Genomic DNA, 22646 nt, shown 5'->3' on the forward strand with positions numbered 1-22646 from the left:
AAGTGGCTCGAAAAGAGACCCTGATAGCACATATCGATCCGATTAACACCTCCTTATATACGATATTTTATAACTTCTCCTTACATTTCCCATTTATCCCATGGCATGAGTCTATGCCATCCATCAAACAATAGAGTATATCTTAACTAAGTTCTATTGATGATTATATTTTGATTTAGAGGTGGTTTAATGAATACAGTTGTAAATCTTGCTGCTTTTCGTAAAGAAAAGCGGTTGAAATATGAGCGTGAGATACTGAAGGATTTTTCGCTTGAACTTTTAGGGAGGCAATATCGCCATCTTGCTAAAGGGTTAAAATGCTTTCCGGGATACTCGATTGAGCCTGCTGAAGAGCATTGCTATGATATTGCAGTGGAGGGATTCCTTCTAGGTGGATATTATAGTAAGTTTAATCGGTATGGAGAGTCGCCAGAGCGGATAAAAGAGAGAGCAAAAAAAGAAATTGATATGCTCTCACAGCAATTGTTTTACTACCTTTATCAATCGGAGGAAAATGGCTCTCCCTTTATACAAGAAACATTGCGCGGTTTGACGGATGAATATGTAACGGCATGGTGGATGGAAGGATACGCAAAAGGAATTAATCGCTATAAAATGAGGATGAAATAGATCTAGCTTGTTCTATCTAAACTCCTTGTCCCATAAGATATAGTAATAGTGGATTATGGGGTAAAGGGGATAAGATATGAATGTTCATAAGAAGGTTCTCACGACCTGTTTTGTGGTTGGGGCAGTTCTTCTGTTTTTAATGATGTCATACAGGATGAACCAGCGTGTATCATTTCAGCAGTGGAATCTGCCCTTGGCTGGAAAAGTTATTGTCATTGACCCGGGACATGGAGGGATAGATGGCGGGGCGACCTTTAATGGTGTAATCGAGAAAAATGTAACATTGCCAATTTCGTTAAGACTAAGGGATTACCTGCAGGAACAAGGTGCCCTTGTTTTAATGACAAGAGAAAAAGATGTAGATCTTGCTGGTTCTGACTCCAGGAGTATACGGGAAAGGAAGCGGACGGATTTAATTACACGAACTAAATTTATAAACAATTCTGAGGCGGATTTGTATATTAGCGTGCATGCCAATGCCTTTCCACAGGTAAATTCGAAGGGAGCCCAAACATTTTATTCACCTAAGTTTTCTGAAAATAAGCAAGCAGCTAAATTGGTCCAAGCAGAGTTTATTCGTAATTTAAAAAATACGAAAAGGCATGCCAAACCAATGGAAAGTGTATATTTAGTCAAGCATGCGAATAAACCGGGAGTTCTGGTAGAAGTAGGCTTTCTTTCAAATGATGAAGAAAGACGCAATTTACAAAACAAAGTGTATCAGGATGATATCGCACTCTCAATCTATACGGGAGTGATTAGATATTTTTTAAAGGAACATGAAGAAGATTGAAAATACAGAATCAATTTAGCAAATGATACCTATTGAATATGTTATACTAATAGCGGTTACAAATACATACAAGGTAGGTGTCGTTCGTGCTTACAGAAGCAAAGGTACGGGAATTACTTGAAGAATTAAAAGATCCATTTTTAAATAAAACCCTTAAAGAAACAAACGGTATTATAGAGATAAAGATTAAAGAGGAAAAGCGGCATGTGAGCGTGAAAATTGCCATTGCTAAAACAGGTACGGCTGAACAGCTGCAAATCCAACAAATGGTTGTAAATACATTAAAGGAGGCTGGGGCGGATACAGTTGGCATTCGTTTTGCTGACTTGCCAGAGGATGCCTTGGCTAAATTCCGTGAGTCTTTGCCGAAAGAAGAAAAAGGATTACTCGATAGTGACACTACCTTTATTGCAATTGCGAGTGGAAAAGGGGGAGTCGGCAAATCTACAGTCTCTGTAAATCTGGCAGTGGCTTTGGCGCGCCTTGGTAAAAAGGTTGGCCTGGTGGATGCTGATATTTATGGTTTTAGTGTTCCGGATATGATGGGGATTGATAAGCGTCCAACTGTTAAAGAGGAACGTATATACCCAGTTGATCGTTTCGGTGTAAAAGTGATCTCTATGGGGATGTTCGTTGAGGATAATGCACCAATTATATGGAGAGGTCCGATGCTTGGAAAGATGCTGAATAACTTTTTCCAGGAAGTAGAGTGGGGAGATTTGGATTATTTGTTGCTTGACCTTCCTCCTGGAACTGGAGATGTAGCCTTGGATGTTCATTCCATGCTGCCAACCTGTAAAGAAATCATCGTTACTACTCCGCACCCTACAGCTGCGTTTGTTGCTGCTAGAGCGGGTGCTATGGCAATTCGCACAGAGCATGAGGTAATTGGTGTTGTTGAAAACATGTCTTACTTTGAGAGTAAAACAACCGGCGAAAGAGAATACGTCTTCGGTAAAGGTGGCGGAGAAAAGCTAGCGGAAGAGCTTAATACAGAATTATTAGGCAAACTTCCTCTTGGACAGCCTGATTGGAATGATGAGGAGTTTGCGCCATCAATCTACGCAGAAGATCACCCGACCGGAAGGATGTTTACAGATATAGCTGAGAAAGTAACTGAAATGGTTAATAAATGATAAGTAAACGCCTCCGTTGAATGGAGGCGTTTTATTTATGTTTGATTTTCTTTCTTATTGTTTGAACTATTCTCTTTAGATTTTTCATCAGCCGCTTTTAGTAGGATATCTTCTATCTTTGCCTTATAGAGCGGGCTATCAATGACCTCTGTTAAGACGGATTGAAGCTCTTTGCGATAGTCCTTACCTTGCATAATTTCTGTGAATTCTTTTCTCATATCCGAATCCTTTAGGACATTTGTTAATAATGTCATATATTCCGGATCAGTCATTAAATCTTTAAGAATCTGTTTATGAGAGGATTCCAGTCCATTTGCAAGAGATTTTACAAACTTCGGATCCTTGAATGCATTCTCCCAGAACTTTTTTTCTTTGTCAGAAGTTAATACTGTCTCAATGGTATTTGAAATATCCTCCTGATTCATAATTAATTCGGTTTTAACTGATTCATCTTGAAGGATATCCTCTATTGCTTTCTTTCCTTCATCTGATTTTAAGACATCTACAATGATTTTTTTAGTTTCACTATAGTTTTCTTCGCTTGATTCTGTATTCGTTTCACTGCAGCTGGTTAAAGTGAACAGGCATAAGATAAGACCAAGAGCACACTTGAATATAGTAGTCATCTATTGAATCCTCCTCTAATAAATCTACATTGATAATATGAATCGAGAATAAAAAAATATACGTGTTTAAATGAATTAATAGATTTTCATGACAACGGTTGGTACAATTTAGTAGAACATACATAGAGGGTGGGGAAAAATGAGCAGTCGATATTGGGTGAAGCTATTTATGAATACCTTGCTGATAGGTGGTGTTACAGCGGGGGTCGTTGGTTTATTTGCAAAATGGAATGAGTTTTCACTTAAGACACCAGTTGAATTACTAGTTGGCTTTTTGTGGATGGCTGGAGTTGGGTTAATATTCAGTGTTATTAGCCAGATGTGTTTTTTTGCGTATTTAACCGTTCATAGACTGGGAATGGAAATGTTTAGATCTGTTTTTGTCTGGCATGCCATTCAATTGGTGCTTACTGTATTTGTATTAGTTGACCTAGCTTATTTACGGTTTGTGTTTTTTGGAAATAAAACAGAAGGTGCCTTTTCATATATATGGTACCCTATCTTAATTTTAGTAGTAGCGTTAATAGTAGGTGTGCTGAAAGTTAAACAAACAAATAAAAGTGCCTTTATACCTACCTTGTTTTTTATGGTTGTAGTAACAGTAATAGAATGGTTCCCGGTGCTTAGGGTAAATGATGAAAGTTATATGTATTTCATGTTAATCCCTTTGCTTATCTGTAACACTTATCAGCTGTTGATTTTGCCAAAATACCATGAGAAATCAAAAGAAGCTGCGAAGGAACGTATGAAACGCACGCAGCAAAAAGCCGCACACTCGTAAAGGAGTGCGGCTTTTTTAGTTTAATTGAAGAGTCTCCCTAATCATTAAATGACTACTGTTTACCATATAGGGTATCCTGCTAATTTCGTGGCTGGTTGATTTAGAGTTGGATATCATTTCAGAGACAGAGAGTAGTTTCAGATTTTTATTAGTCAATTCCTCTTTAATGAGGGGGATCGCTTTAGCGGTTTGTATGGCGGCATCAGAAGCGTGAAGTAAGATGATATCCCCTTTTTTGGCCTGAGCGACATTCTGGGCAATAATCTTTGTCCCTGGGTTTTTCCAATCCATAGAATTGACACTCCAATGAACCATTGTAAGGTTCGACTTCTCGGCAATTTTTAATACTCGTCTATCTACATCCCCAGTAGGAGTCCGTAATAGGAGCGGCTTTTCGATTCCAGCTTTTCGGAAGGCTTCAAGCCCTTTAGATATATCATTTTGGATGCCAGGCTCTTCAAGCTCCGTGTAATCGATATAGGAATATCCTAGAAGGCCAATCTCGTAGCCCTGTTCTTTAATCATCTTAACAATATGGGGATGCCGTTCAACCCAAGAGCCTGCTAAGAAAAACGTGGCAGCATGAATTTTTTCCTGTTTTAAAGCTTTTAGAATATCCTCAGCCTTTTCATCGCCCCAGCCGATATTAAAGGTCAAAGCTACTCCTTTTTCTCCTTTGTATATAATCTTGGGTTTCCCATTGATTGAGAAAGAGGGTGAGACTGCGAGGAATTCCACATAAAAAAATAGGGCTGTGAAGAATGTAATAATTAGTAATAATATTAGCTGCTTTCCTCTGCGTGCATTTGTTACATAAAAAAAGGGCATGTTATTCACCTCATCTAATTAATCAGCTTTTAATGTAATGTATTTGCTGGGTGGGACAAATATTACAGTTAAAAAAATAGCTTGTATAAAATTTAAAGGAATGATGTAACATATCCCTGTTGATCATTAGGTAGGAGGGATATCGTGCTGGGGGTTTTACTGACGGAAAAAGAAGGTATGGAATTAGAGTTTTTAATTAAGAGAGAAATGGATGAAATTCGTACGGATGAAAGAATAAAAATCCATCATCCAATTGTTCAAAGAGCAATTGAAGAAAGATATAAGCTTTTGTTAAAACTCCTAATTAGAATTGCTCCGAAAAGCGAGTATTTAAGGTATTTGAATACACCTATAAAAACAGAAAATAATTTTGATAAAAAGTGTTGACTTGGAATTTAAATGCTGATATATTTATATACGTTGTCACGAACGAAGTCGAAACGAAAGAAATCGACTAAAAAAACTTTTAAAAAAGTTGTTGACAACAAAAAGCGAATTTGATAATATATAAAAGTCGCTGAAACAAGCAACACAGATTGTTCTTTGAAAACTAAACAAAACGAAACGCCAAGCAAGTCTAAAAAACAAGAGATTTTTAAAATCTCGTCAATTTGCTTTAAAATTTAGCTAGATCAAACATCTTTCGGAGAGTTTGATCCTGGCTCAGGACGAACGCTGGCGGCGTGCCTAATACATGCAAGTCGAGCGAATCTGAGGGAGCTTGCTCCCAACGATTAGCGGCGGACGGGTGAGTAACACGTGGGCAACCTGCCCCTAAGATTGGGATAACTCCGGGAAACCGGTGCTAATACCGAATAGTTTCTCTTCTCACATGAGGAGAGAAGGAAAGTTGGCTTAGGCTAACACTTAGGGATGGGCCCGCGGCGCATTAGCTAGTTGGTGAGGTAACGGCTCACCAAGGCAACGATGCGTAGCCGACCTGAGAGGGTGATCGGCCACACTGGGACTGAGACACGGCCCAGACTCCTACGGGAGGCAGCAGTAGGGAATCTTCCGCAATGGACGAAAGTCTGACGGAGCAACGCCGCGTGAGCGAAGAAGGCCTTCGGGTCGTAAAGCTCTGTTGTCAGGGAAGAACAAGTACCGTTCGAATAGGGCGGTACCTTGACGGTACCTGACCAGAAAGCCACGGCTAACTACGTGCCAGCAGCCGCGGTAATACGTAGGTGGCAAGCGTTGTCCGGAATTATTGGGCGTAAAGCGCGCGCAGGCGGTCCTTTAAGTCTGATGTGAAAGCCCACGGCTCAACCGTGGAGGGTCATTGGAAACTGGGGGACTTGAGTGCAGAAGAGAAGAGTGGAATTCCACGTGTAGCGGTGAAATGCGTAGAGATGTGGAGGAACACCAGTGGCGAAGGCGACTCTTTGGTCTGTAACTGACGCTGAGGCGCGAAAGCGTGGGGAGCAAACAGGATTAGATACCCTGGTAGTCCACGCCGTAAACGATGAGTGCTAAGTGTTAGGGGGTTTCCGCCCCTTAGTGCTGCAGCTAACGCATTAAGCACTCCGCCTGGGGAGTACGACCGCAAGGTTGAAACTCAAAGGAATTGACGGGGGCCCGCACAAGCGGTGGAGCATGTGGTTTAATTCGAAGCAACGCGAAGAACCTTACCAGGTCTTGACATCCTCTGATAACTCTGGAGACAGAGCGTTCCCCTTCGGGGGACAGAGTGACAGGTGGTGCATGGTTGTCGTCAGCTCGTGTCGTGAGATGTTGGGTTAAGTCCCGCAACGAGCGCAACCCTTGATCTTAGTTGCCAGCATTCAGTTGGGCACTCTAAGGTGACTGCCGGTGACAAACCGGAGGAAGGTGGGGATGACGTCAAATCATCATGCCCCTTATGACCTGGGCTACACACGTGCTACAATGGGTGGTACAAAGGGCTGCAAAACCGCGAGGTCGAGCAAATCCCATAAAACCACTCTCAGTTCGGATTGCAGGCTGCAACTCGCCTGCATGAAGCTGGAATCGCTAGTAATCGCGGATCAGCATGCCGCGGTGAATACGTTCCCGGGCCTTGTACACACCGCCCGTCACACCACGAGAGTTTGTAACACCCGAAGTCGGTGGGGTAACCCTTACGGGAGCCAGCCGCCGAAGGTGGGACAGATGATTGGGGTGAAGTCGTAACAAGGTAGCCGTATCGGAAGGTGCGGCTGGATCACCTCCTTTCTAAGGAAAATAGACGGATTGGTTAGTAGTTTTGTTTAGTTTTGAAGGAGCAATCCTTCGCAATAATCGTTCTTTGAAAACTGGATAATGTAATGTAAGGCAAAGTAAATGCGTTTTAATAAAAACCGAGTAAGAGTTTTTTAACGGTTAAGTTAATAAGGGCGCACGGTGGATGCCTTGGCACTAGGAGCCGATGAAGGACGGGACTAACACCGATATGCTTCGGGGAGCTGTAAGTAAGCTTTGATCCGGAGATTTCCGAATGGGGAAACCCACTGCCCGTAATGGGGCAGTATCTTACACTGAATTCATAGGTGTATGAAGGCACACCCGGGGAACTGAAACATCTAAGTACCCGGAGGAAGAGAAAGCAAATGCGATTTCCTGAGTAGCGGCGAGCGAAACGGAATCAGCCCAAACCAGATGGCTTGCCATCTGGGGTTGTAGGACACTCATTGTGGAGTTACAAAGGAACGGGGTAGATGAAGCGACCTGGAAAGGTCCGTCAGAGAAGGTAACAACCCTGTAGTCGAAACTTCGTTCCCTCCCGAGTGGATCCTGAGTACGGCGGGACACGAGGAATCCCGTCGGAATCCGGGAGGACCATCTCCCAAGGCTAAATACTCCCTAGTGACCGATAGTGAACCAGTACCGTGAGGGAAAGGTGAAAAGCACCCCGGAAGGGGAGTGAAAGAGATCCTGAAACCGTGTGCCTACAAGTAGTCAGAGCCCTTTTATGGGTGATGGCGTGCCTTTTGTAGAATGAACCGGCGAGTTACGATCCCATGCAAGGTTAAGTTGATGAGACGGAGCCGCAGCGAAAGCGAGTCTGAATAGGGCGTTTGCAGTATGTGGTCGTAGACCCGAAACCAGGTGATCTACCCATGTCCAGGATGAAGTCCAGGTAACACTGGATGGAGGTCCGAACCCACGCACGTTGAAAAGTGCGGGGATGAGGTGTGGGTAGCGGAGAAATTCCAATCGAACCTGGAGATAGCTGGTTCTCTCCGAAATAGCTTTAGGGCTAGCCTCGAGTTTAGAGTCTTGGAGGTAGAGCACTGTTTGGACTAGGGGCCCTCATCGGGTTACCGAATTCAGACAAACTCCGAATGCCAAAGACTTATACTCGGGAGTCAGACTGCGAGTGATAAGATCCGTAGTCAAAAGGGAAACAGCCCAGACCACCAGCTAAGGTCCCAAAGTATACGTTAAGTGGAAAAGGATGTGGAGTTGCCCAGACAACCAGGATGTTGGCTTAGAAGCAGCCACCATTTAAAGAGTGCGTAATAGCTCACTGGTCGAGTGACTCTGCGCCGAAAATGTACCGGGGCTAAACGTATCACCGAAGCTGTGGATGCATACCGTATGGTATGCGTGGTAGGAGAGCGTTCTAAGGGCTGTGAAGCATGACCGGAAGGACATGTGGAGCGCTTAGAAGTGAGAATGCCGGTATGAGTAGCGAAAGAAGGGTGAGAATCCCTTCCACCGAATGCCTAAGGTTTCCTGAGGAAGGCTCGTCCGCTCAGGGTTAGTCGGGACCTAAGCCGAGGCCGAAAGGCGTAGGCGATGGACAACAGGTTGATATTCCTGTACCACCTCTCTTCCATTTGAGTGATGGGGGGACGCAGTAGGATAGGGTAAGCGCGCTGTTGGATATGCGCGTCCAAGCAGTTAGGCCGATGAGCAGGCAAATCCGCTCATCACATAAGGCTGAGCTGTGATGGCGAGGGAACTAGAGTACCGAAGTTCCTGATTCCACACTGCCAAGAAAAGCCTCTAGCGAGGAAGAAGGTGCCCGTACCGCAAACCGACACAGGTAGGCGAGGAGAGAATCCTAAGGTGATCGAGAGAACTCTCGTTAAGGAACTCGGCAAAATGACCCCGTAACTTCGGGAGAAGGGGTGCTCATTAGAGGTTTATAGCCTCGAAGAGCCGCAGTGAAAAGGCCCAGGCGACTGTTTAGCAAAAACACAGGTCTCTGCGAAGCCGCAAGGCGAAGTATAGGGGCTGACGCCTGCCCGGTGCTGGAAGGTTAAGAGGAGCGCTTAGCGCAAGCGAAGGTGCGAATTGAAGCCCCAGTAAACGGCGGCCGTAACTATAACGGTCCTAAGGTAGCGAAATTCCTTGTCGGGTAAGTTCCGACCCGCACGAAAGGCGTAACGATCTGGGCACTGTCTCAACGAGAGACTCGGTGAAATTATAGTACCTGTGAAGATGCAGGTTACCCGCGACAGGACGGAAAGACCCCGTGGAGCTTTACTGCAGCCTGATATTGAATTTTGGTACAGCTTGTACAGGATAGGTAGGAGCCTTTGAAGCCGGAGCGCCAGCTTCGGTGGAGGCATCGGTGGGATACTACCCTGGCTGTATTGACATTCTAACCCGCACCCCTGATCGGGGTGGGAGACAGTGTCAGGTGGGCAGTTTGACTGGGGCGGTCGCCTCCTAAAGAGTAACGGAGGCGCCCAAAGGTTCCCTCAGAATGGTTGGAAATCATTCGCAGAGTGTAAAGGCACAAGGGAGCTTGACTGCGAGACCTACAAGTCGAGCAGGGACGAAAGTCGGGCTTAGTGATCCGGTGGTTCCGCATGGAAGGGCCATCGCTCAACGGATAAAAGCTACCCCGGGGATAACAGGCTTATCTCCCCCAAGAGTCCACATCGACGGGGAGGTTTGGCACCTCGATGTCGGCTCATCGCATCCTGGGGCTGTAGTCGGTCCCAAGGGTTGGGCTGTTCGCCCATTAAAGCGGTACGCGAGCTGGGTTCAGAACGTCGTGAGACAGTTCGGTCCCTATCCGTCGTGGGCGCAGGAAATTTGAGAGGAGCTGTCCTTAGTACGAGAGGACCGGGATGGACGCACCGCTGGTGTACCAGTTGTTCTGCCAAGAGCATAGCTGGGTAGCTACGTGCGGACGGGATAAGTGCTGAAAGCATCTAAGCATGAAGCCCCCCTCGAGATGAGATTTCCCATAGCGCAAGCTAGTAAGAACCCTGAAAGATGATCAGGTTGATAGGTCCGAGGTGGAAGTGTGGTGACACATGGAGCTGACGGATACTAATCGTTCGAGGACTTAACCAAATGAATCAAGCATACTTGCCAAACTTACATTATCCAGTTTTGAAGGAATGATTTCTTTCTAACCAAATAGTCCGGTAATGATGGCGAAGAGGCCACACCCGTTCCCATTCCGAACACGGAAGTTAAGCTCTTCAGCGCCGATGGTAGTTGGGACGCGAGTCCCTGTGAGAGTAGGACGTTGCCGGGCAATTCATATTGTTCCGCAGTAGCTCAGTGGTAGAGCACTCGGCTGTTAACCGAGCGGTCGTAGGTTCGAATCCTACCTGCGGAGCCATTTTTTTGTCCTGTTTATTGTGCTTCCATAGCTCAGCAGGTAGAGCACTTCCATGGTAAGGAAGAGGTCAGCGGTTCGAGCCCGCTTGGAAGCTCTCGAAAGTAGTTATGACTTTAACATCTTATGAATGGCCCCTTGGTCAAGCGGTTAAGACACCGCCCTTTCACGGCGGTAACACGGGTTCGAATCCCGTAGGGGTCACCAATTAATATGGAGGATTAGCTCAGCTGGGAGAGCATCTGCCTTACAAGCAGAGGGTCGGCGGTTCGATCCCGTCATCCTCCACCATTTAAACCAAAAATATTACCAAAAAATACTTGGTGAAATTATAATCCATATAGGTTATACTAACTAAGTGTTCTTCAAAAGAAGGTTTAAAACTAATATGCCGGTGTAGCTCAATTGGTAGAGCAACTGACTTGTAATCAGTAGGTTGGGGGTTCAAGTCCTCTTGCCGGCACTCTTAATATCGGAGGGGTAGCGAAGTGGCTAAACGCGGCGGACTGTAAATCCGCTCCTTCGGGTTCGGCAGTTCGAATCTGCCCCCCTCCACCATTATTTTAATAAGCTTTGAGTAATGGACAAGATATTGTCCCTTTTTTTCTTTTTGGGCTATAGCCAAGCGGTAAGGCAACGGACTTTGACTCCGTCATTCGTAGGTTCGAATCCTGCTAGCCCAGCCATTTAGAGCCATTAGCTCAGTCGGTAGAGCATCTGACTTTTAATCAGAGGGTCGAAGGTTCGAGTCCTTCATGGCTCATTTTGCGGAAGTAGTTCAGTGGTAGAACATCACCTTGCCAAGGTGGGGGTCGCGGGTTCGAATCCCGTCTTCCGCTCCAAAATTTTATACGACTATTTTAAACCTTAAATGCATTGCATTTTAAGGTTTTTTTTATTATAAAAACCATTAAGCCCTGCGATAAGAAGAATTGGCACGCATCAAAAGCAAGAATTAAACTATTCAGCTACCGTTTTATTGGTACTAAAGAGGCTCTTTACTCTTGAGAAACGATTTGCGAGACTGAACTAAGCTAATAAGGTATGATAGAAGTTAAGTGTGTACTTTTAAAACCATTATATAAGCGATCTATAGATTAAAGAGTATTAGCATAAAGGTTCGGTGAATGACATTGCCTGATCGATAGGGGAAAAGGTGCTCTTTAAGTAATGCCAGTACGTTTGAAGAAGTTAATCTGGTTATGATATATATCAACAAATCCTGTCGATTATATATAGATGTTTTATAAAGAATCTACGGTTTGTTTGAGAGGTAGGTTAATTCAAGAATAAGGCATGGGGTCAAACGTAAAGAAAAACGACATTGAATGATAAATAGTGAAGGGCACAGGAGAAAATTTATATGACTGTCTTCTGGCTGTATACTTAGTACAGTAAAAGTTGACCCTTATCCGGAATGGATGAGGCAATGAATAGGGCCTATTCATTCTGGGTCTAAATATAATGAGTGAAACTAATACCAATTGGGATTTTGTTAGCCGTCAGTGGATACCAGAGATCATCATTCCACAAAGAAAAGCAGCAACCTTTTTAGGATTACTGCTTTACATATCTTGTGTGAGTTTGATAGAGATTGATTAATGAGTCCAGTTCAGTACTTGCTTTGATGACATCAGAGTCAAGCATTGAAGTTGAAGAGGCAAGTAGTATCATTCTTTGGCGGCATTGTTCAATATCCTTCATAAGTATATGTAGTTCCAAGTCTTCACTCCTATCTGCAAGAGGTTTTGTTACCTTTATTACCCATATTTATAAAGATTAAACAGTGTGTCAATGTAAAAAACAAAAATTATTTTTTATTGAAACTTTTCTCAAGGCCAGTGCGTATAAATGCTGAAGGCCGCCAATGCGGAGGATGGACAATTTGGAAGGACTTATTAAAGAAAGAATACAGGAAGTGCTGGGTGGTAAACAACAGGCATATGAAGACATCGTTCAGTTTTATAAAGACAGAGTATTTCAATTGTGCTATCGCATGCTGGGTGACCGCCATGAAGCAGAGGATGTGGCCCAGGAAGCTTTTTTACGGGCATATATGAATATACACACTTTCCAGATGAACCGAAAGTTCTCCACCTGGTTATACCGGATTGCTACAAATTTATGTATAGACCGTATACGTAAAAAGAAGCCGGATTATTATCTCGATGCAGAAGTAGCAGGTACAGAGGGGCTTGATATGTATTCACAGATTCCATCGGATACAAAGTTACCTGAGGATGAACTGGAGAGTTTAGAGCTTAAAGAAAAAATGCAAAAGGAAATTCAGAATCTGCCTGAAAAATACCGCTCAGTTATTGTATTAAAATATGTGGATGAGTTATCTCTGAAAGAAATTAGTGAAATCCTTAATTTACCGGTAGGAACCGTGAAAACACGAATTCATAGGGGAAGAGATGCACTGAGAAAATCGATGCGATCTATATAAATGAGGTGGATTAAAATGAAACAATGCCCAGAAAACATCGCAGATTATATGCATGATTATCTCGACGATGACATTAATGAAGAACATTCCAATGTGCTTCTTTCGCATATAGCAGAATGTGATGAGTGTAAGAAAACCTTTCACGAGTTGAGTAAAACAGTTGCCTTTCTTCAAAGTAACCATATTACAGCACCTAGCGGATTTACCGCAAATGTAATGAGAAATCTACCTAAACAATCGAAAAGGCGAAGGTTTGAAAAATGGCTGCAGCGCAATCCAGTGTTAATTGCCGCTTCGCTCTTTATTCTATTGATGGGCAGTAGCTTATTTTCCTATTGGGGAGAGGATGAACAGTTCTCATTCTCTAAAGACCCTAACTTGGTCGTCGAAGGACAAACTGTGATTGTTCCGGAAGGAAAGACGGTCAAAGGGGACCTTGTTGTCAAAAATGGAGATATAAAAGTTGAGGGCAAAGTCAATGGGAACGTAACGGTTATTAATGGAGATAACTATTTAGCAGGAGCCGGTGAAGTGACTGGAAATATAGAAGAGATTGATCAACTGTTTGAATGGATTTGGTTTCATACTAAGGATATAGCATCAAGAGTTTTTTAATCTATAGATAGAAATAGACCTATTTAAGGCAATCCACCGCGGATGGCCTTTTTCTTTTTCTATCAATGAATTTGGGACTGAATTCTTAGAGTTTGTGGAACAGTATGTTATAATAGTGGGGTTATACAACATAGCGGTATATACACCGTTCATGGGAAAGGACATGACTGGAGGAAATGACATGCCGTTTCTAAACAACTTTTCTTTATTAGATTATATTATCAACATAACCGACATCTTTCTCGTTTGGTTTGTTTTTTATAAATTATTGCAAATTATTAAAGGGACAAAAGCCGTACAGCTATTACGTGGAATCCTTTTAATTGTGATTGGACGCTTTGCGAGTGAAATCCTTGGCTTAAATACAATGAGCTATTTAATGGAAAATGTAATGACTTGGGGAGTTTTAGCCATCATTATTATCTTTCAGCCTGAATTACGACGAGCGCTCGAACAGTTGGGGAGAGGCCGTTTATTTTCCAGGACAAATTTTCAGGAAGAGAATGTGCAGGAGCAAACAATTGAAGCTATTATTAAATCGACAACCTATATGGCCAAGCGCCGGATTGGTGCCCTTCTTTCAATTGAAAGAGAGACGGGTCTTAATGATTATATTGAGACAGGTATACGTCTCGATTCCAGAGTGTCATCTGAGTTATTAATTAATATTTTTATACCGAATACACCACTGCACGATGGAGCGGTAATTCTGCAAAATGGCACAGTTGCTGCAGCAGCATGTTATCTTCCTTTATCTGAAAGCCCATTTGTTTCAAAGGAACTGGGAACAAGGCACAGGGCGGCGCTGGGAATAAGTGAAGTTACCGACAGCTTGACAATCGTTGTTTCGGAAGAGACAGGGAATATTTCTTTAACGAAAAACGGAGAGCTTTATCGGAATCTTTCGTTAGATGAACTGCAAAATATGCTTGAAAATGAATTGTCCATAAATAATAAAACGACCTCTTCGAATCTTTGGAATTGGAGGTCGAGAAAAGATGGATAAACTTATTTCTAGCAGTTGGTTTATGAAAATTGGGGCTTTTCTGATTGCACTATTCCTATTTTTCTCTGTCAATAGTAACCCAATCAATAATTCCAGTAATCCTTATAATACACCTTCAAGCACAGAAACAGCCACGATTAAAAACGTGCCTGTTGAGGTTTATTATGATACCGATAATTTAATTGTCAGCGGGATACCCGAAACTCTGGATATTACGATTGAGGGACCTAAGAGTATAGTTATAACTGCTAAATCTACAATGGACTTTGAGATTTATGTAGACTTATCCGATCCTAAAATTGGTTCTCAAAAGGTACCAATCAAGGTAAAGAATTTATCGGATAAAATTAACTATACACTGACACAGGCCAATGCAACAGCAGTGGTAGAGGAGAAGGTAACAGAGAACTTCAAAGTCGAGGCTGAATTTGATAAAACACTATTAGCAGAAGGATATTCATCAGACCCGCCATATCTAAGTCCAACAGAAGTGGAAATAACGGGTGCCAAGAGCCATGTCGATAAGGTTTCTGTTGTAAAAGCAACTGTTAAAACGGACTCACATGTAACGAATGATATTCTAACTGAAGCAACAGTACAGGCATTTGATAGCAATATGAACTTGTTAGATGTGAATATTGAACCTAGTACAGTTGATATCTCGATAAATGTAAACAGTCCTTCAAAAGAGGTCAGCCTATCTGCTAAAGCTACAGGAGCACCGCCTGAAGGAGTTAAAATTGAAAGTATTAAAATTGATTCGGAGACAGCTACCATCTATGGAGGAGAATCCATTCTTAAAGATATAAAGGAGATAACGGTACCTGTTGATGTCAGCAATATTGATGAGGATACTGTAATTGAAATTCCAGTCAGCTTGCCTGATGGAGTGGTTGGATCTTCTATAGATACGGTTAAAGTGACAATTAAGATAAAGAAGGAAAATACTCAAACAATCTCGAATATACCTATTGAAATAAAGGGACTAGACAATGAGAAATATGAGGCGGAAATTCTTAATCCTTCAAAAGGGATGGTGGACCTGGCCATTGAAGGCGAGGCATCTAAGATTAAATCCCTGAAATCCAGTGATTTTGATATATTTATCGAGGTAAAAGAGTTAAATGTAGGAAACCATACAGTACCCTTAAAGGTGAATGCACCAGATGAGGTACATTGGGAACTGCCTAACAATAGTAAGACAATTACAGTGGAAATCTCAGAAAAAAGTTCAGATGGATAACAACCTACACTCTTTCATAAGACAGTTAGGTATATATAGGCAATAAAATATGAAGTGTATTAGTAGAAGGAGAGATTTTTAATGGGTAAATATTTCGGTACAGATGGTGTGAGGGGTGTAGCAAATAGCGAACTGACACCGGAGCTTGCTTTTAAGCTAGGCCGATTTGGAGGATATGTGTTAACAAAACATAATGAAAACCGTCCAAAAGTAATCATTGGCCGTGATACAAGAATATCCGGCTTCATGCTGGAAAGTGCCCTTGTAGCAGGTCTGCTCTCAATTGGAGCGGAGGTCATGCGCTTGGGAATCGTTTCAACACCTGGAGTTGCTTATTTAACAAAAGCATTAGGCGCAGAAGCAGGTGTAATGATTTCTGCCTCCCATAACCCTGTAGCGGATAATGGTATTAAATTCTTCGGATCTGATGGGTTTAAGCTTTCAGATGATCAGGAAGAAGAGATTGAAGCATTATTAGATATGGAAGAAGATCAACTCCCAAGACCAATCGGAGAAAACATTGGTAGAATCAATGATTACCTCGAAGGTGGGCAAAAATATATTCAATACTTAAAACAAACGGCGGACGAGGATTTCACAAATATCCATGTAGCCCTCGATTGTGCACACGGAGCTACTTCTTCTTTAGCAACACACTTGTTTGCTGATTTAGATGCTGATGTTTCGACTATGGGTGCTTCACCAAATGGTCTTAATATTAATGAAGGAGTCGGATCCACGCATCCAGATAAGCTGGCTGAATTTGTTCTCGAAAAGGGAGCGGATGTTGGTCTGGCTTTTGATGGAGATGGAGATCGATTAATAGCTGTCGATGAGAAAGGTAAAATCGTTGATGGAGATCAAATTATGTTCATTTGTGCAAAATACATGAAAGAACATAACCGCCTTAAGCATAATACAGTTGTTTCAACAGTTATGAGTAATATGGGATTTTATAAAGAATTAGATGTAAACCAAATCTTAAGTGCGCAGACAGCTGTTGGAGATCGGTATGTTGTAGAAGAAATGAAAAAAGGTGGATATAATCTTGGCGGAGAGCAATCAGGGCATATTATTTTCCTTGATTACAATACAACAGGAGACGGATTGCTGACAGGTGTACAGCTCATTAATATTATGAAGCTGACAGGTAAGCCACTTTCAGAACTTGCAGGCGAAATGAAAGTTTATCCACAAAAACTTGTTAATATCCGTGTAACAGATAAGCATCATGTAACGGATAATGATAAAGTGAAGGCAATTATTGATCAAGTGGAAGAGGAAATGAGCGGAAACGGGAGAATTCTTGTTAGACCGTCCGGAACTGAACCACTCGTTCGTGTAATGGCTGAGGCACCTACACAGGAACAATGCGATCAATACGTTGAGAGAATTGCCGATGTTGTAAGGGCAGAGATGGGCTTATAATAATAATCAATAACAATTAATGCATAAGGGGAACAGTTCTTCCTCTTATGCATATTTTATATATGTATAGCTGAATTATGAGATTTAAATGTATATTTTTGTAAATGTTGACGGAATGAGAGCAAATAGTGTATGCTGAAAATTGAGTTCAAAATAGAAGAGGAGGGAAGATGTTATTTAGTTAGTAAAGCGCCAGGACTGGAGTAACCCAGTTGACGAGGTGGAGGTTATCGATCTTTCGGCGGATGCCTTCCGGTTGCATGCACAACTGACCCTCTTTTTACTAAATCAGTTTGGTGACAAATTGGACAGAATAAAAAGAGATGCATATATCAACTAAAAATTATTCGGAGATAAGGGGGCAAGTGTGCCCCCCTGGGCATTCTTGTTCCCTTCATCTTTTTTATAGGAGGATAAACAAGTATGTGTGGAATCGTAGGATATATTGGACATCAAGATGCTAAAGAAATTTTACTAAAAGGCTTAGAAAAGCTTGAATATAGAGGATATGATTCAGCTGGTATTGCTGTTATGAATGAGAACGGTGTACATGTGTTCAAAGAAAAAGGAAGAATAGCTGATTTACGTGAAAGCGTAGATTCATCTGTACAATCTTCCAAAGGAATTGGACACACTCGCTGGGCAACTCATGGAGTACCAAGCATAAGAAATGCTCACCCTCACCAAAGTTCGAATGGACGTTTTACGATCGTTCATAACGGTGTAATTGAGAACTATGAATTATTAAAGAGGGAGTACCTTCAAGATACTGATTTAGTGAGTGATACGGATACTGAGGTAATCGTTCAGCTTATCAGCAAATTTGTTGAAGAAGGACTTAACGTAGAAGCAGCTTTTGCAAAGGCTCTGGGTCTATTGCATGGTTCATATGCAATTGGCTTACTGGATGCACAAGATGAAGAAATCATTTATGTAGCTAAAAATAAAAGCCCATTATTAGTAGGTGTAGGTGCTGATTTCAATGTAATCGCTAGTGATGCGATGGCTATGCTGCAAGTAACAGACCAGTTTGTTGAACTTATGGATAAAGAAATTGTTCTTGTTACAAAAGATCAAATCACCATTAAACAATTGGACGGTACAGTAGTTACTCGTGAGCCTTACACAGCACAGCTGGATGCAAGCGATATTGAAAAAGGAACGTATCCGCACTACATGCTAAAAGAAATTGATGAGCAGCCACTAGTAACTCGTAAAATCATTCAAGCTTATCAGAATGAAGCGGGTGAGCTAAAAATAGACGACGCAATTATTAATGCGATAAATGAAGCGGATCGTCTGTACATTGTTGCTTGTGGAACAAGCTATCATGCTGGCCTTGTTGGAAAACAAATGTTTGAAAAAATGGCGAAAGTACCGGTAGAAGTTCATGTGGCTTCCGAATTTGGCTACAATATGCCTTTACTATCAGAAAAACCATTGTTCATTTTCATTTCCCAAAGCGGAGAAACAGCAGATAGCCGTGCCGTACTTGTGCAAGTAAAAGAGATGGGCTACAAAGCCTTAACGATTACTAATGTACCTGGGTCAACATTGTCTCGTGAAGCTGACTTTACGTTGTTATTACATGCTGGTCCTGAAATTGCGGTTGCATCTACTAAAGCATACACAGCACAAATGGCTGTATTAACAATCCTGGCGGCTGTTGTGGCGAAAGAAAAAAATCAATTAGCAGATTTTGATGTAGTAAAAGAATTGGGAATCGTTGCGAACGCAATGGAGGCTCTATGTGATGACAAAGATAAATTCGAAATGATTGCACGCGAATATCTTGCTGTTACACGTAATTGTTTCTTTATTGGACGTTCTGTCGATTATTTCGTTGGCCTTGAGGGTGCGTTGAAGCTAAAAGAAATTTCCTATATTCAAGCGGAAGGCTTTGCCGGCGGTGAACTAAAACACGGTACAATTGCCTTAATTGAAGAAGGAACACCTGTTATTGCTTTGGCAACACAGGAAGCTGTAAACTTAAGCATCCGTGGTAACGTAAAAGAAGTGGTTGCACGTGGCGCTAACCCTTGCATCATTTCCATGAAGGGACTTGATCAAGAAGGAGACGCATACGTACTTCCAGAAGTTAACCCAATGTTAACACCTCTTATCTCTGTAATACCATTACAACTAATTGCTTACTATGCATCCCTTCACCGTGGCTGTGATGTGGATAAACCTCGTAATCTAGCAAAATCGGTTACGGTTGAGTAAGGAATCAATATAGTATAAACTCAATACCCAGCTACTCTTCGTTTGAAGGGAGCTGGGTTTTTTGAATTTGATAGAGGAAATTTTAGATGTACAATTAGTAAACTCATCCTTACTAGGTTATTTCTAAAGGTTAAGACTAAATGGGCTGTACACAAGAGCAAGTATATCTGGCTTCCCAGTACAGCCTATTTGTATATTCATACTCCCTAATTTACGAAAAATATAGAGGAGAATACAAATATAAGTTTGATAGACTAATGAGTCTGCACATTTTACATATTACTAAGCCGGTAATGATTTAATTTTGTTGAAGAGTTAGTAACTGTTTTCTCAAACAAATCACTCTTATAACGGAATACTATCCTTTAATAAAATTATACAAAACTTATATTTTTTCTATATATTTTGGTTTAAGTATCCGTGATTACGTGAATATAGTAAATGATTACAAAAAACTTACAAAGGGGAAATGAAAATTGAGTATTCTACAGAAAATAGCACTTGTATTAACGATCATTGGAGCTATAAATTGGGGGCTGATAGGTTTGTTTCAATTTGATCTTGTAGCAACTTTATTTGGAGGACAGGATGCCATTCTTTCTCGAATCGTCTATGCGTTAGTAGGTATTGCTGGTTTAACTAATATTGGGTTGCTCTTTGCTCCATCAAAGGAATCACGTATTGCGGCTTAATGATAATTTTAATCTCCCCCCTCTTTAAAGAGGGGGGTTGTTTATGGGAAGATAGATGAGCTGACCAAAGATGAGGTCCTTTTCCTTGGACCTCTATTTGCCTAATGGGTGAACCTCAGGTGAGCTAATGAATTTTTATAGAGAAGAACGTAAGCGGTATATACATATTCTTGTTTAAGTTAGAAAATGGATAAAAAGTTCAAAATTGAGTAAGACACAGATAGCCCCGTGTAGTATCTTTTTATAGCTTCCCTCTTCATCCTCCTTTTAGCATAAATTTAAAAAGGTCGGCATATCGACCAAATTCATAAATGAAAATGATTGACAACATTCTGTAAAATCATGTAATGTATTATGTAACCGGTTACATATGGTACCGGTACCATATTTTGTTTGGAGATAAAATGGCTACTATAAAAGATGTTGCAAAGTATGCAGGAGTTTCTGTAGCGACTGTATCGAGATATTTAAATCAAGGCTACATAAGCGAAAAGGCACGTATGCAAGTAGAGGATGCAATTAAAGAATTAGGATATCGGCCCAGTATAATTGCTAGATCCTTGAATACAAAGCAGACAAATGCAATTGGGCTCATCATACCAGATATAACAAACCCTTTCTTTCCAGAGCTGGCAAGAGCAGTGGAAGACGCAGCATATGAAAATGGCTACACGGTTATTCTCTGCAATACAGATGAGCAGGCGGAGAAAGAACGCCAATACATTGAAACACTAACGAGAAAGTATATAGCAGGTATTATTTTGGCAACAAACGAGTTGGATAAGGAATATTACAAAAGCCTTAATGTCCCATTAGTGGCGCTTGATCGGTCAATTGGCGAAGGTTTTCCTACAGTAATGACCCAGAATATAGAAGGGGCGAAACTCGGATCTGAATTTTTGCTTAGGCAGCAAATCAATCATCTTGTTTGTTTACGCGGCCCAGATGGACTGAAGCCGGCTGATGATCGATTGAAAGGATTTTTACAAGCTACTGAAACCAGCCAGATTAAAACTACTATACTTGAGTGTCCATTTGATTTTAATGAGGCTGAGCAGATTGTTTTTAAATTATTGAAGGAGGACTCATCGATTGATGCAATTTTTGCCTGCAGTGATGTTTCGGCAATAGGAGCATTAAAAGCAGCCCATTCTCTCAAAATAACAGTGCCCGATCAATTGCAAATTCTCGGATTTGATGGGATTATGCTTGGGCAGATGACGACACCTGGGTTATCGACAGTAGCACAAAATATTTATGAGCTTGGTTCTAAAGCAACTAAATTACTGATTAAACAAATTGATGGAGAATTACTCGAACAAATGACTGAATTTGTAGCTCCGCAATTAACCATAAGAGATTCAACAAAGGGGGCAATTCAATGATTACCATAATAGGGAGTATAAATATGGACTTAGTTTGCCAATCAGGGCTATTCCCTCAGCAGGGTGAAACAGTACTGGGAGAGCGGTTTGAAACAATTCCTGGTGGAAAAGGAGCTAATCAAGCAGTTGCTGCAGCCCGCTTAGGCAGCCAGGTTGCGATGATCGGTGCAGTGGGTAACGATAGCTTTGGTGACATGCTGATTGATAACCTTGAAAAAGAAAAAATTGATACAAATGGTGTAAGCAAGGTATCTGAAAGCACTGGTATAGCTAATATCATTGTGCATAATCAGGATAACCGCATTATTGTTGTGCCAGGTGCGAATTTTAAAGTAGATAAGACCTTGATAGACAAACACCGCAGGACAATTGAACGGTCAAAACTGGTCATCATGCAGCTTGAAATTCCGGTGGAAACAGTAGAATACACTTTGGATTTATGTTCCGAATTAAAGGTTCCCGTAATTGTAAATCCTGCTCCAGCCCAAAATTTCCGAGTGGAATGGATGGATAAGATTACGTTTTTAACACCTAATGAAACAGAATGCAATGTAATATTGGGTCTTTCAGCAGAACAAGCAGTTAGAGAGTACCCAAATAAATTAATAGTGACCTTGGGAGATAAAGGAGCTATGTATAGTGATGGTAATGAGATTATCCATGTAGAAGGATACAGAACGACCCCGGTTGATACGACGGGTGCAGGCGACACATTTAATGGCGCTTTTGCTCATGCCTATGTAAACGGAAAATCTCTTAATGATGCAACTCATTTTGCCAATATTGCAGCTTCGTTATCGGTTGAAGGATTTGGCGCTCAAGGCGGAATGCCTGGAATAGATGCGGTTGAGGCAAGGTTAAGGGGGAAGCTTGATGAAGAAAAAGGGAATCATTAATCGTGAATTAGCCGGTATTTTTGCCAAGCTTGGCCATACAGATCAGATTGTGATTGCTGATTGCGGACTTCCAATTCCAGATGGAACTGTATGTATCGACTTAGCCTATAAGCTCGGAGAACCAGGATTCATTCCTGTTTTGGAAGAGGTTTTAAAAGATTTGGAAGTAGAGCAGGTCTTTATAGCAGAGGAAATGAAGGAAACAAATCCTGATATAAACCACTACGTTCATGAATGCTTCAATGATATACAGAAGGTAACGCATGAGCAATTTAAAATACAAACAAAGGCAGCTAAAGTAATCATTCGTACCGGTGAAGCTTCGCCATATGCAAATATTATTTTACAGAGTGGCGTTATTTTTTAA

At 41.6% G+C, this 22646-nt stretch carries 18 protein-coding genes, 9 tRNA genes and 3 rRNA genes; 27 read left to right on the top strand and 3 right to left on the bottom strand.

Going from position 1 to position 22646, the window contains the following annotated elements:
• The first annotated feature begins 189 nt into the window (after positions 1–189).
• The 3 genes from F7984_RS00830 to F7984_RS00840 all read left to right on the top strand — a co-directional run bounded on the left by F7984_RS00830 (position 190) and on the right by F7984_RS00840 (position 2559).
• A complete protein-coding gene (locus F7984_RS00830; RefSeq protein WP_066102892.1) occupies positions 190–630 on the top strand; it encodes a DUF2521 family protein in 441 nt (146 codons plus the stop codon).
• A gap of 76 nt (positions 631–706) precedes the next feature.
• Positions 707–1423, top strand: coding sequence for an N-acetylmuramoyl-L-alanine amidase CwlD (gene cwlD, locus F7984_RS00835; RefSeq protein WP_140462327.1), 717 nt, complete (start codon positions 707–709; stop codon positions 1421–1423).
• Positions 1424–1509: 86 nt separating this feature from the next.
• A complete protein-coding gene (locus tag F7984_RS00840) occupies positions 1510–2559 on the top strand; it encodes an Mrp/NBP35 family ATP-binding protein (protein WP_066102886.1) in 1050 nt (349 codons plus the stop codon).
• A gap of 35 nt (positions 2560–2594) precedes the next feature.
• Here the strand turns inward: F7984_RS00840 and gerD are convergent, their stop codons facing one another.
• Complete coding sequence (gene gerD, locus F7984_RS00845) at positions 2595–3185, bottom strand: spore germination lipoprotein GerD (RefSeq protein WP_140462326.1); 591 nt, start codon at positions 3183–3185, stop codon at positions 2595–2597.
• 139 nt (positions 3186–3324) lie between these two features.
• Between gerD and F7984_RS00850 the strand changes: the two genes are divergently transcribed.
• Positions 3325–3966, top strand: a complete 642-nt coding sequence (locus F7984_RS00850) for a KinB-signaling pathway activation protein (protein WP_066102880.1) — start codon at positions 3325–3327, stop codon at positions 3964–3966.
• Positions 3967–3981: 15 nt separating this feature from the next.
• Here the strand turns inward: F7984_RS00850 and F7984_RS00855 are convergent, their stop codons facing one another.
• Positions 3982–4794, bottom strand: a complete 813-nt coding sequence (locus F7984_RS00855; RefSeq protein ID WP_140462325.1) for a polysaccharide deacetylase family protein — start codon at positions 4792–4794, stop codon at positions 3982–3984.
• A gap of 144 nt (positions 4795–4938) precedes the next feature.
• On the opposite strand from F7984_RS00855, the gene F7984_RS00860 reads away from it, so the two are divergent.
• The 13 genes from F7984_RS00860 to F7984_RS00920 all read left to right on the top strand — a co-directional run bounded on the left by F7984_RS00860 (position 4939) and on the right by F7984_RS00920 (position 11181).
• The gene (locus F7984_RS00860) at positions 4939–5181 is read left to right on the top strand and encodes a hypothetical protein (protein ID WP_066102874.1); all 243 of its coding nucleotides are present in this window, start codon (positions 4939–4941) and stop codon (positions 5179–5181) included.
• Between the two features lie 253 nt (positions 5182–5434).
• A 16S ribosomal RNA gene (locus tag F7984_RS00865) occupies positions 5435–6987 on the top strand.
• A gap of 145 nt (positions 6988–7132) precedes the next feature.
• A 23S ribosomal RNA gene (locus F7984_RS00870) occupies positions 7133–10068 on the top strand.
• 70 nt (positions 10069–10138) lie between these two features.
• Positions 10139–10255, top strand: a 5S ribosomal RNA gene (rrf, locus tag F7984_RS00875).
• Together the 16S, 23S and 5S rRNA genes with 9 tRNA genes alongside form the textbook arrangement of a ribosomal RNA operon.
• A gap of 12 nt (positions 10256–10267) precedes the next feature.
• Positions 10268–10342 (top strand) — tRNA-Asn (locus F7984_RS00880).
• Between the two features lie 21 nt (positions 10343–10363).
• A tRNA-Thr gene (locus F7984_RS00885) sits at positions 10364–10436 on the top strand.
• A gap of 35 nt (positions 10437–10471) precedes the next feature.
• A tRNA-Glu gene (locus F7984_RS00890) sits at positions 10472–10546 on the top strand.
• A gap of 8 nt (positions 10547–10554) precedes the next feature.
• Positions 10555–10630 (top strand) — tRNA-Val (locus tag F7984_RS00895).
• A gap of 99 nt (positions 10631–10729) precedes the next feature.
• Positions 10730–10802, top strand: a tRNA-Thr gene (locus tag F7984_RS00900).
• Between the two features lie 11 nt (positions 10803–10813).
• Positions 10814–10897: transfer RNA gene (locus F7984_RS00905), tRNA-Tyr, on the top strand.
• A 53-nt stretch (positions 10898–10950) separates the two neighbouring features.
• Positions 10951–11025, top strand: a tRNA-Gln gene (locus F7984_RS00910).
• A gap of 4 nt (positions 11026–11029) precedes the next feature.
• Positions 11030–11102, top strand: a tRNA-Lys gene (locus tag F7984_RS00915).
• 4 nt (positions 11103–11106) lie between these two features.
• Positions 11107–11181, top strand: a tRNA-Gly gene (locus F7984_RS00920).
• A gap of 715 nt (positions 11182–11896) precedes the next feature.
• Here the strand turns inward: F7984_RS00920 and F7984_RS00925 are convergent.
• On the bottom strand, positions 11897–12061 hold the full coding sequence (locus F7984_RS00925; RefSeq protein WP_077247995.1) for an aspartyl-phosphate phosphatase Spo0E family protein: 165 nt from the start codon (positions 12059–12061) through the stop codon (positions 11897–11899).
• Between the two features lie 154 nt (positions 12062–12215).
• Between F7984_RS00925 and sigW the strand changes: the two genes are divergently transcribed.
• From sigW to rbsD, 10 genes are all read left to right on the top strand, one after another.
• A complete protein-coding gene (gene sigW / locus F7984_RS00930) occupies positions 12216–12788 on the top strand; it encodes an RNA polymerase sigma factor SigW (RefSeq protein WP_375138423.1) in 573 nt (190 codons plus the stop codon).
• A gap of 15 nt (positions 12789–12803) precedes the next feature.
• Positions 12804–13403 (top strand): anti-sigma factor family protein, encoded by a 600-nt coding sequence (locus tag F7984_RS00935; protein WP_140462300.1) that lies wholly within the window; start codon positions 12804–12806, stop codon positions 13401–13403.
• Between the two features lie 181 nt (positions 13404–13584).
• On the top strand, positions 13585–14409 hold the full coding sequence (gene cdaA / locus F7984_RS00940) for a diadenylate cyclase CdaA (protein ID WP_066102658.1): 825 nt from the start codon (positions 13585–13587) through the stop codon (positions 14407–14409).
• Positions 14402–15652 (top strand): CdaR family protein, encoded by a 1251-nt coding sequence (locus F7984_RS00945; protein WP_066102655.1) that lies wholly within the window; start codon positions 14402–14404, stop codon positions 15650–15652. Before cdaA ends, F7984_RS00945 begins: the two co-directional genes overlap by 8 nt.
• 81 nt (positions 15653–15733) lie before the next feature.
• On the top strand, positions 15734–17080 hold the full coding sequence (gene glmM / locus F7984_RS00950; RefSeq protein ID WP_066102649.1) for a phosphoglucosamine mutase: 1347 nt from the start codon (positions 15734–15736) through the stop codon (positions 17078–17080).
• 423 nt (positions 17081–17503) lie between these two features.
• Positions 17504–19306: a glutamine--fructose-6-phosphate transaminase (isomerizing) gene (glmS, locus tag F7984_RS00955; RefSeq protein WP_066102646.1), complete on the top strand. Its 1803-nt coding sequence runs from the start codon at positions 17504–17506 to the stop codon at positions 19304–19306.
• A 476-nt stretch (positions 19307–19782) separates the two neighbouring features.
• Positions 19783–19998: a DUF378 domain-containing protein gene (locus tag F7984_RS00960; RefSeq protein WP_066102643.1), complete on the top strand. Its 216-nt coding sequence runs from the start codon at positions 19783–19785 to the stop codon at positions 19996–19998.
• 404 nt (positions 19999–20402) lie between these two features.
• On the top strand, positions 20403–21383 hold the full coding sequence (locus F7984_RS00965) for a LacI family DNA-binding transcriptional regulator (protein ID WP_066102639.1): 981 nt from the start codon (positions 20403–20405) through the stop codon (positions 21381–21383).
• Entirely contained in the window at positions 21380–22279 is a 900-nt protein-coding gene (gene rbsK / locus F7984_RS00970) for a ribokinase (protein WP_066102636.1), read from the top strand. The genes F7984_RS00965 and rbsK overlap by 4 nt, the downstream gene beginning before the upstream one ends.
• A complete protein-coding gene (gene rbsD, locus F7984_RS00975; RefSeq protein WP_066102633.1) occupies positions 22257–22646 on the top strand; it encodes a D-ribose pyranase in 390 nt (129 codons plus the stop codon). The genes rbsK and rbsD overlap by 23 nt, the downstream gene beginning before the upstream one ends.

Source organism: Pradoshia sp. D12 (assembly GCF_008935075.1).
In the GTDB taxonomy this organism is placed as follows: domain Bacteria; phylum Bacillota; class Bacilli; order Bacillales; family Pradoshiaceae; genus Pradoshia.

What these genes read in the sequence shown, in the direction of transcription:
- F7984_RS00830 (WP_066102892.1), top strand. Translation starts at nt 190, where the DNA reads ATGAATACAGTTGTAAATCTTGCTGCTTTTCGTAAAGAAAAGCGGTTG.
- cwlD (WP_140462327.1), top strand. Translation starts at nt 707, where the DNA reads ATGAATGTTCATAAGAAGGTTCTCACGACCTGTTTTGTGGTTGGGGCA.
- gerD (WP_140462326.1), bottom strand. Translation starts at nt 3,185, where the DNA reads ATGACTACTATATTCAAGTGTGCTCTTGGTCTTATCTTATGCCTGTTC.
- F7984_RS00850 (WP_066102880.1), top strand. Translation starts at nt 3,325, where the DNA reads ATGAGCAGTCGATATTGGGTGAAGCTATTTATGAATACCTTGCTGATA.
- F7984_RS00855 (WP_140462325.1), bottom strand. Translation starts at nt 4,794, where the DNA reads ATGCCCTTTTTTTATGTAACAAATGCACGCAGAGGAAAGCAGCTAATA.
- sigW (WP_375138423.1), top strand. Translation starts at nt 12,216, where the DNA reads ATGGACAATTTGGAAGGACTTATTAAAGAAAGAATACAGGAAGTGCTG.
- F7984_RS00935 (WP_140462300.1), top strand. Translation starts at nt 12,804, where the DNA reads ATGAAACAATGCCCAGAAAACATCGCAGATTATATGCATGATTATCTC.
- cdaA (WP_066102658.1), top strand. Translation starts at nt 13,585, where the DNA reads ATGCCGTTTCTAAACAACTTTTCTTTATTAGATTATATTATCAACATA.
- F7984_RS00945 (WP_066102655.1), top strand. Translation starts at nt 14,402, where the DNA reads ATGGATAAACTTATTTCTAGCAGTTGGTTTATGAAAATTGGGGCTTTT.
- glmM (WP_066102649.1), top strand. Translation starts at nt 15,734, where the DNA reads ATGGGTAAATATTTCGGTACAGATGGTGTGAGGGGTGTAGCAAATAGC.
- glmS (WP_066102646.1), top strand. Translation starts at nt 17,504, where the DNA reads ATGTGTGGAATCGTAGGATATATTGGACATCAAGATGCTAAAGAAATT.
- F7984_RS00965 (WP_066102639.1), top strand. Translation starts at nt 20,403, where the DNA reads ATGGCTACTATAAAAGATGTTGCAAAGTATGCAGGAGTTTCTGTAGCG.
- rbsK (WP_066102636.1), top strand. Translation starts at nt 21,380, where the DNA reads ATGATTACCATAATAGGGAGTATAAATATGGACTTAGTTTGCCAATCA.
- rbsD (WP_066102633.1), top strand. Translation starts at nt 22,257, where the DNA reads ATGAAGAAAAAGGGAATCATTAATCGTGAATTAGCCGGTATTTTTGCC.